This window comes from Piscirickettsia salmonis LF-89 = ATCC VR-1361 (assembly GCF_000297215.2).
Classification (GTDB): Bacteria; Pseudomonadota; Gammaproteobacteria; order Piscirickettsiales; family Piscirickettsiaceae; genus Piscirickettsia; species Piscirickettsia salmonis.
Window position 1 is genome coordinate 1 of record NZ_AMFF02000028.1, and the last position, 3,644, is coordinate 3,644.

Annotated in this window: 2 protein-coding genes and 1 pseudogene; 2 read left to right on the forward strand and 1 reads right to left on the reverse strand. The window is 39.4% G+C overall.

The genetic code is table 11. The features are described 5' to 3' along the window. The coding region (recD2, locus tag C200_RS04155; protein WP_033923672.1) for an SF1B family DNA helicase RecD2 at positions 1-1,708 on the forward strand (1,708 nt) is incomplete at its 5' end. Positions 1,709-1,769: 61 nt separating this feature from the next. Here recD2 and C200_RS04160 read toward each other — a convergent pair. Beyond that, a protein-coding gene (locus C200_RS04160) for an IS3 family transposase (protein WP_087910645.1) occupies positions 1,770-2,923 on the reverse strand; the annotation gives its coding sequence in 2 pieces (ribosomal slippage) (positions 1,770-2,653 and positions 2,653-2,923; 1,155 coding nt in all). Positions 2,924-3,208: 285 nt separating this feature from the next. Between C200_RS04160 and C200_RS04170 the strand changes: the two are divergent. Then, a pseudogene (locus tag C200_RS04170) lies at positions 3,209-3,607 on the forward strand (transposase); the annotation flags it as partial. Positions 3,608-3,644: the final 37 nt, after the last annotated feature.

Sequence of the window (3,644 nt, forward strand, 5' to 3'; positions counted from 1 at the left end):
TAATGGGGTAGGAACTGCAAGAGCTGTTCGTATTTATAAAACCTATGGCGAAGACGCAATTGCAATTGTCAGTGATAATCCTTACCGGCTGGCTTTAGATATACGAGGGATTGGTTTTAAAACTGCCGACGAGCTTGCTTTGCGGCTAGGTATCCCCCAAGACTCCGTTCAGCGCGCCCAAGCAGGTGTTCGTCATGTATTACAAGAAATCTGCTCAGAAGGGCACTGTGCAGCACAAGAACAGCATCTTATAGAAAAGTCTGTAGAGCTATTAGCCGTCCCCCTTGAGCTCATTCGTACCGCAATTGAAGCAGAGCTACAAGACAACCGTATCATCCGTGAAATGATTGATGATATGCCCTGTATTTATCTAGATAAGCTTTATCATGCTGAAAATAGTGTTGCTCAACAAATTACACGCTTAATTCAAGGGGAACAAGCTAAGTGGTCAATGATTAACATTGATGACGCCGTTCAAAAAACACAACAACAGGTGAAAATACAGCTTTCACCTTCACAGCATAAAGCGGTTGTTAATTCCTTACACAATAAAGTTAGCATTATTACAGGTGGCCCCGGTGTAGGTAAAACAACCGTTGTTAATACCATTATTAAAGTCATTCATAGTACAACAGCAAAGGTGACCTTATGCGCTCCAACTGGCCGGGCAGCAAAACGTCTTTCTGAAAGTACAAGCTTGGAAGCAAAAACAATTCACCGTCTACTAGAGTTCAATCCATCAAATTATTCATTCAAATATAACCGCGACAAGCCACTTGATACAGATTTTTTAGTTTGTGATGAGGCTTCAATGATTGATGTTAGCTTAATGAATAGCTTATTAAAAGCCATTCCATCCCATGCATCAGTATTGATAGTGGGTGATATTGATCAACTTCCTTCCGTTGGCTCAGGGGCAGTTTTATCCGACATGATTAAATCTGGGGTTATCTCTACAGCTCGACTTACTGATATTTTCAGACAAGCGAAAACTTCACGAATTATTGTAAATGCACACCGAATCAATGAAGGCAAAGCCCCTTTCGAGTCAATTAAAGGTGAAAAAAGTGACTTTTTTACTATCCATGCACATAGTGCTGAAGATGTTTATAACAAACTCATTAAAGTCGTTACAAAGCGGCTTCCTCAAGCTTTTAACCTTAACCCCATTGACGATATTCAAATACTCACTCCAATGAATCGTGCAGGCTTGGGAGCAAAATCTCTTAACCTTGAGCTACAAAAGGCGCTTAACGGTCATAGTGAAAATAAAATCACAAAATATGGCAACACCTTTGCTGTCGGCGATAAAATCATACAAACTGTTAATAACTACGATAAAGATGTATTTAATGGTGATTTAGGGCGCATTAAGCACATTGATCATGATGAAAGCGAAGTAAAAATTGATTTTGATAATCGCACTGTAATCTATGATTTTAACGAACTTGATGAAATTGACCTTGCCTATGCAACTACAATTCATAAAAGCCAAGGTTCAGAATACCCGGCAGTAGTTATTCCTCTCGCCATGCAACATTATACAATGCTTCAATGTAACTTGCTTTACACAGGAGTGACACGAGGCAAACAGCTCGTCGTACTTATTGGTGAGAAAAAAGCAATTTTTCTTGCAGCGAAAAACAAAAAAACAGCAAAAAGAATCACCAATTTAAAAATGCGGCTTGCCCATTCTACTGAATTATAAAATTAATCATTAACGAGGCTTTCTGCAATTCTGATCTGGCAACCTTTTTCTAGACAAATTTTTAACTGATTTTTTGATTATGCTCGTATTCCTCAGGTGATAAATAATCATTAGCTGAGTGAATGCGTTTTCTGTTATAAAAAACTTCGATATACTCAAAGATCGCTGATTTAGCCTCCTGTCGATTTTTAAAATTCATGTGATGAACTAACTCCGTTTTTAGTGTATGAAAGAAACTCTCTGAAACAGCGTTATCCCAGCAGTCTCCCTTACGACTCATACTTTGCTTAATTTTATAATCTTTAAGAATCTCACGATGACTTTCTGAAGCATATTGGCTTCCGCGATCTGAATGCCAAATTAACCCAGTTTTAGGTTTTCTTTTCCATAAAGCCATCAACAGAGCATCATTGACTAGTGATGCTTCCATATGATCCTCCATGGCCCAGCCAACAACTTTTCGTGAGAATAAATCAATCACAACAGCCAAGTACAACCAGCCTTGCTGAGTCCGTATGTAGGTAATATCACCAACATATTTTTGGTTAGGGCGTGTTGCTGAAAAATCCCGATCCAACACGTTTTTCGCAACTGGCAATCGATGTTTAGAATCCGTAGTTACTTTGAATTTACGCTTTATCTTGCAGCAAAGCTGACTCTGCTTCATTAAACGACCAACTCGTTTACGGCTTACAGAAATTTCCTGTGTTGCCAATTGTTTTCTAATTCTTCGAGTGCCATAGGTTGCACGGCTTTCGATGAATATTCCCTTGATTCGCTTAGCTAATTTTTGGTTCTCTATCATTCGCTTGGAAGGCTGTACCTTTAACCAACTGTAATAACCTGATCGGCTAACACCTAAGATTGAGCACACCCTACCTATTGGAAAAACACACTTATTTTCTTTGATCCAGGCATACTTTACTGTGTTTCCCTTGCAAAGTACGCCGCCGCTTTTTTTAATATTTCACGTTCCTGTGTTACTCTAGCCAACTCTTTTTTTAACTGTTTTATTTCAGCAGCCATATCACTAACTTCATCTTTAACAGTATTTGGACTGTTTGGATGATATTTATTGACCCAACCATGCAGTGTACTTGAGTGAATACCCAATTCCTGTGCTGTATGACTGATTGCTTGATTTGAATCGACTGCAAGCTTGGCAGATGATTTTTTAAATTCTTCAGTGTACTTGGTGACGTGACGCTTTCCCATTGTGATTCCTCCGGCTCGGATTATTGTAATTTATTTGTCCGGAATAGGGTAGCCTGATCAAATTGGACTTGGGTCACTAATTGGATGTTCTTTGGCTTCATATGCTTCAATCAATGTCACTAGAATTTCAAGCTTATCTCCTTTTTCTGTACCAGGTTTAGCATCAAATAACTTATCGACCTCAGCAAGAGCTCGCCCTCCGTCATCTGAAGTGCAACACTCAGTAGAGAGTTCATATTCATACAGATAAACTCTCTAGTTCGCCTTTTGACTTAGAGGGTAGAGATGGTTTATCGGCACTTAAATGAAAAAGATCGTTTTTATATCGAACAACGGTTATCAGAGGGAGACTCGCTCAGATCAATTGCTAGAGCACTTGGCTTTTCTCCTAGCACGATTAGCCGTGAGATTAAACGGCACACCCCAATCGATTTTAAAGGTCTTTATTGTCACCGGCTTACTTCTCGCTGTGCACAAGAAAAACGAGCTAACGCTAAGCAAGGTCAAGCTTTTCGACAAATTTCAGAGGAGGCAAAAATGTTGATCCATCAACGGTTAAGCACCCATACATCCCCCGATGTTATCAGTCAGGAACTTATACGAGAGCATGATATCCAGGTGAGTGAAAGCACGATTTACCGTTATATTTATGATGATAGAGAGCAGGGCGGAGAGCTTTACAAAAAATTTGAACTGAGTAGGGTGTAGCTAATCAACGGAA